The organism is Saccharopolyspora sp. (assembly GCF_017434145.1).
GTDB lineage: Bacteria > Actinomycetota > Actinomycetes > Mycobacteriales > Pseudonocardiaceae > Saccharopolyspora_C > Saccharopolyspora_C galaxeae.
The window spans coordinates 1-5,177 of record NZ_JAFRFW010000669.1; the positions used below are offsets into that span (position 1 = coordinate 1).

Below are 5,177 nucleotides of genomic sequence, written 5' to 3' on the forward strand. Positions count from 1 at the left end.
GGAGCTGCGCGGCCGGAAGCTCGCCGGGCACTTCGTGCTGGTGCGCCGCGGCAGCGGGGATCCGGCGAACTGGCTGCTGATCCACAAGGACGACGAGCACGCCGAACCCGGCTGGGACGCCGAAGAGCACCCCCGCTCGGTCAAGAGCGGCCGCACCAGCGAACAGGTCGCCGCCGACCCGCAAGCCGTCTGGCGCAGCGACCTGCCCGCGGCCCGAGCCGAGCAGCCTCCCGCGGCGCACACCTGGCGCCCGCCCGACGACGCCGAACTCGCCGAACTGGACCGGTTGCGGCGCAAGGGAACTTGGCACTTCGCGGGACGCGAGCTGGCGCTGACCAACCTGGACAAGGTGCTGATCCCGGCAGGCGCGCACGAACCGGCGGTCGAAAAGCGCGACCTGATCCGCTACTGCGCCCGGATCGCACCGGTGATGCTGCCGTACCTGGCCGGCCGCCCGCTCAACGCGCACCGGTTCCCGGAAGGCATCGGCGAACCCGGCTTCTGGCACAAGCAAGCGCCCGAGCACACCCCGGAATGGTTCCGGACCTGGGACTACGAGCACGCCGACGCCGACGAGGCCCGCACCTACCTGGTACCGGAGGAACCGGCGGCGCTGGCGTGGCTGGCCAACTACGGAGCCCTCGAACTGCACCCGTGGACCTCGCGCACCCAGGACGCGCAACGCCCCACTTGGGCGCTGTTCGACATCGATCCCGGCGACCGGACATCCTTCGCGGACGTGCTGGTGCTGGCCCGGCTGCACCGCACCGCGCTGGAACACCTCGGCGTGCAGGCCCGGCCGAAGGTCACCGGGCAGCGCGGCATCCAGATCTGGGTGCCGATCGAACCCCGCTACACCTACGACGACACCCGCCGCTGGGCGCGGGCGGTGTCCGAGGCGATCGGCAGCACCGTTCCGGACCTGGTCAGCTGGGCTTGGCAGAAGGGCGAACGCCGCGGCAAGGCCCGGCTGGACTACACCCAGAACGTGCTGAACAAGACGCTGGTCGCGCCCTACAGCCCGCGCCCACGGCCTGGCGCACCGGTCTCGGTGCCGATCGAGTGGGACGAACTCGACGACCCGGAGCTGGCGCCGGACCGCTGGAGCGTGCGCACCGTGTTCGACCGGCTGGCCGAGGTCGGCGACCCGTTCGCCGCGCTGCTCGGAGTCCGCCAGCGACTGCCCGACCCGTGATCACGTCGTGCGGCTTCGGCTCGCGCATCGGCGCGATCGGTCGCCGAAGCTCGCCGCCGATCGCGGACTCCCCGGTCGGCAATGCCCGCTCATGCGAGCAGCGGACCGTGTCGCTTCCCACGTCCATTTCCTGGAAATCGTGTCCCGATGGGTGGTCAGCCCGAGTTAGGCTGCGCAGGTTCGAACGCGGGCAGGTTCGAACGAGGGCAGGTCCACGAGGAGGTTCCGGGCCATGGCGGTCGGACACGTTTCCAGCGGCGTCGCGGAAAACCGCAACTCCACGCGCCAGGTCGTGGTGGCCAGTCTCGTCGGGACCTCCATCGAGTTCTACGACTTCTACGTCTACGCCACCGCTGCCGTGCTGGTGTTCCCGAAACTGTTCTTCCCGGCCGGGGACGCGACGGCGGCCACGCTGCAGTCGCTGGCCACGTTCGCGATCGCGTTCGTCGCCCGGCCGGTCGGTTCCGCGCTGTTCGGGCACTTCGGCGACCGCATCGGCCGCAAGTCCACTTTGGTCGCTTCGCTGCTGACGATGGGGATCTCCACCGTCCTGATCGGACTCCTGCCCGGTTACGGCTCGATCGGCGTGGCAGCGCCGCTGCTGCTGGCGCTGTGCCGGTTCGGGCAGGGCATCGGGCTCGGTGGTGAGTGGGGCGGCGCCGCGCTGCTGGCCACCGAGAACGCGCCCGCGGGCAACCGGGCCTTCTTCGGGACCTTCCCGCAGCTGGGCGCTCCGATCGGGTTCTTCGTGGCGAACGGCCTGTTCCTGCTGCTGTCCGAGGTGATGGACGACGCGACGTTCCTGTCCTGGGGCTGGCGGGTGCCGTTCCTCGCCTCGGCGGTGCTGGTCGCGGTCGGGTTGTGGGTGCGGCTGAGCCTGCACGAGACCCCGGCGTTCGCGAAGGTCGTGCAGGCAGGCGACCGGGCCAAGGTGCCGTTCGTGCAGGTGTTCCGGACCGGCTTCACCGGCCTCGTGCTCGGCACGTTCATCATGCTGGCGACCTACGTGCTGTTCTACCTGATGACCGTGTTCACGCTGTCCTACGGCACCGCGGAGGGCGGGCTGGGCTACAGCCGCTCCGAATTCCTGGTGCTGTTGCTGGTCGGCGTCGTGTTCTTCGGGCTGACCGTGCCGATCGCCGGCCGGCTCGCCGACCGGTTCGGCCGGCGGCCCACGCTGCTGGTCGTCACCACCGCGATCATCGCGTTCGGCCTGCTGATGGGGCCGTGGTTCGGCTCCGGTTCGCTGCCCGCGGTGCTGTCGTTCCTCGTCGTCGGACTGGGGTTGATGGGCCTGACGTTCGGGCCGATGGGCGCGGTGCTGCCCGAGCTGTTCCCGACCGCGGTGCGCTACACCGGGGCGTCGGTGTCCTACAACATCGCGAGCCTGCTCGGCGCGTCGGTCGCGCCGTACATCGCGACGTGGCTGGCCAGTTCCCACGGGCTCGGCTGGGTCGGGGTGTACTTGGCGGCGATGGCGGTGCTGACGCTGATCGCGCTGCTGGTGAGCCGGGAGACCAAGGAATCCGCACTGGATTGATCTCGGCCGTCCGGCCGGATGTTCCGGCCCGAAGGCCGAGGCGCGGCACTCGCGTTCGTCCATAGCCTTGCCGGCGCAACCCACTGCGCAGCGAGAGGAGAACGTCGTGTCGTCCACGAACGTCCCGGCCACGCCCGGGGCCACGGGCAACGAGATGATCAGGTTGTCGGACGCCGACCGGTCGCAGGGGGAGCGGCTGCTCAACGAGCACGTGGTTTCCGGTTGCCTCACCTCGGACGAGTACGGGGACCGGGTCGTGCAGGCCAAGCAGGCACGCACCCGCGGCGAGCTGCTCACGCTGTTCCGCGACCTGCCGGAGCCGTGTCCGCGCTTCGACGAGCGGCAGGACGAGGCGCGGCACGACGAGGTCCGGCAGGACCGGACCCCCGCACCCCAGCCGGCCTCCGCCGTCCAGTTCCCGCGCCGGCACCTGCAAGCCGCCGCGATCGCGGTCGCGATCCCCTGCTCGATCGTCGGTGCGATCACCGGCTTGTTCTACGCGGCGGACGCGCCGATGTTGCTGCCGGTCGCGTTCGTGATCGTGGGGGCGCTGTACTTGGTGCTGCTGACGCTCGGAGACCGGGTCAAGCGCTGACTCCTCAGCTCAACGCCGCCAGCAAGCGGTCGACGAACTCGGCTTGGGCCGGGATCAGCTTGTCCCGCGCGGTCGCCGGGTCGAACCATTCGGCCCGGTCGATTTCGGGGAACGACGCGGTGCGTCCCGAGCGCGGCGGCCACGGCAGCTCCACCGGGTTGCTGACCAGCTGCGCGGGATCGAACTCACCGCGCAATGCCCAGGCCAGCACCGACTTGCCGCCCTTCTGCCGGATCTCGCCGAGCTCGACCAGCGCGCCCGGATCCGGCCGATGACCGGTTTCCTCGGCGAATTCGCGCAGCGCCGCATCGCGCGGTGACTCGTCGTCGCCGTATTCGCCCTTCGGGATCGACCACGAACCGAGGTCCTTGTTCCGCCAGAACGGGCCGCCGGGATGCACCAGCAGCAGCTGCGGCCCGCCGTCCCGCATCCGGTGCAGCAGGATGCCCGCGCTGCGCTTCGCCATCCGACGACCGTACCGGTGCGGTGGCACGCTGAGGGCGTGGAGCGCGTCGTGCTGCACGTGGATCTCGACCAGTTCATCGTCGCTGTGGAACTGCTGCGCCGCCCCGAGCTGCGCGGGCGACCGGTGCTGGTCGGCGGAACCGGCGACCCCACCCGCCGCGGAGTCGTCGCAGGCGCGTCCTACGAGGCCCGCGAGTTCGGCGTCCGCTCGGGAACTCCGCTGCGCACCGCGCTGAAACGGTGCCCGCAAGCGGTCTTCCTCGCCGTCGACCGGGACGCGTACCTGGCCAAGTCCGCGCTGTTCACGGCCGCGCTGCGCGAGTTCGGCGGCATCGTGGAGGAGGCGGGCTGGGACGAGGCGTTCCTGCAACTCGACACCGCCGACGCCCAGCACGACGCGGAATCGGTGCGCTCCGCGGTCCCCGCCCGCACCGGCTTGACCTGCTCGGTCGGCATCGGTGACAACAAGCTCCGCGCGAAACTGGCCTCCGGTTTCGCCAAACCCGGCTCACCGCTGCGCGACGAGACCGGCACCTTCCGCCTCGACCAGCACAACTGGGCGCCGACCATGCACCAGCGCAGCCCCGAAGCGCTGTGGGGAATCGGCCGCAAAACCGCCGCCCGCCTCGCCGAACACGGCTTGACCACCGTCGGTGCCCTCGCGGCCGCGGACCGATCAGCCCTCGCCGCAACGTTCGGCCCGCGCAACGGTCCCTGGCTAGTGGCACTGGCCCGCGGCATCGACCCGACCCCCGTGCGCGGCGAGCCGTACCGGCCACGCTCCTACGGCCGCGAGTTCACCTTCCAGGAAGACGTCCGCGACCCTGCCGAACTCCGCGCCGAACTCGCCCGCCTGTCCCACCTCGTAGCCGACGACCTGCGAGAACACTCCTGCCGCGCAGGCCGCGTCGTGGTGAAGCTGCGCGACTCGCACTTCCGGACCCACTCCCACGGCACCCCGGTCGACCCGCCCAGCGCCGACCCCGAAACCCTCACCGCCGCGTCCCACCGCGCCCTCGCCCGCTTCACCCCGACCCGCCCCACCCGCCTCATCGGCACCCGCGCCGAGTCTCTGACCAGCGACGAACCCTGAACAGGGGCCTCTCGGAGATCGACACCACCCGATGCGCTAAGCTGTCCGCGCACCCCACGGAGGGTGCGGCCGGGACGTGGCGCAGCTTGGTAGCGCACCTGACTGGGGGTCAGGGGGTCGTGGGTTCGAATCCCGCCGTCCCGACCATCGGGTTGTTATTACAACCCTGACCGGAGTTCAGGTTCTCGAGCAGGACCGCGACTCCTGTAGTGGAGGGGCCATCCGCTTTTGCGGGTGGCCCTTTTGCTGTTCCGGGTGCACCAGATGGCGCTGCACGCCACGAAGATCA

Annotated in this window: 5 protein-coding genes and 1 tRNA gene; 5 read left to right on the forward strand and 1 reads right to left on the reverse strand. The window is 70.7% G+C overall.

The window, feature by feature from the left end; all coding sequences use genetic code 11:
• From ligD to IJH84_RS18380, 3 genes are all read left to right on the forward strand, one after another.
• Nucleotides 1-1,195, forward strand: a 1,195-nt coding sequence (gene ligD / locus IJH84_RS18370) for a non-homologous end-joining DNA ligase (protein ID WP_295146663.1), incomplete at its 5' end; no start/stop codon positions are given.
• Nucleotides 1,196-1,427: 232 nt separating this feature from the next.
• Nucleotides 1,428-2,735, forward strand: coding sequence for an MFS transporter (locus IJH84_RS18375; RefSeq protein ID WP_295146666.1), 1,308 nt, complete (start codon nt 1,428-1,430; stop codon nt 2,733-2,735).
• Between the two features lie 106 nt (nt 2,736-2,841).
• The gene (locus IJH84_RS18380) at nt 2,842-3,330 is read left to right on the forward strand and encodes a DUF1707 domain-containing protein (protein ID WP_200072969.1); all 489 of its coding nucleotides are present in this window, start codon (nt 2,842-2,844) and stop codon (nt 3,328-3,330) included.
• 4 nt (nt 3,331-3,334) lie between these two features.
• On the opposite strand, the gene IJH84_RS18385 is transcribed toward IJH84_RS18380, so the two are convergent.
• A complete protein-coding gene (locus tag IJH84_RS18385; protein ID WP_295146670.1) occupies nt 3,335-3,796 on the reverse strand; it encodes an NUDIX domain-containing protein in 462 nt (153 codons plus the stop codon).
• 15 nt (nt 3,797-3,811) lie between these two features.
• On the opposite strand from IJH84_RS18385, the gene IJH84_RS18390 reads away from it, so the two are divergent.
• Both IJH84_RS18390 and IJH84_RS18395 read left to right on the forward strand, forming a co-directional pair.
• Entirely contained in the window at nt 3,812-4,888 is a 1,077-nt protein-coding gene (locus IJH84_RS18390) for a DNA polymerase IV (RefSeq protein WP_295146678.1), read from the forward strand.
• A gap of 70 nt (nt 4,889-4,958) precedes the next feature.
• A tRNA-Pro gene (locus tag IJH84_RS18395) sits at nt 4,959-5,035 on the forward strand.
• Nucleotides 5,036-5,177 lie beyond the last annotated feature (142 nt).

Bases quoted from the DNA above. Each gene is read 5' to 3' on its own strand.
- IJH84_RS18375 (WP_295146666.1), top strand. From the start codon at position 1,428: ATGGCGGTCGGACACGTTTCCAGCGGCGTCGCGGAAAACCGCAACTCC.
- IJH84_RS18385 (WP_295146670.1), bottom strand. From the start codon at position 3,796: ATGGCGAAGCGCAGCGCGGGCATCCTGCTGCACCGGATGCGGGACGGC.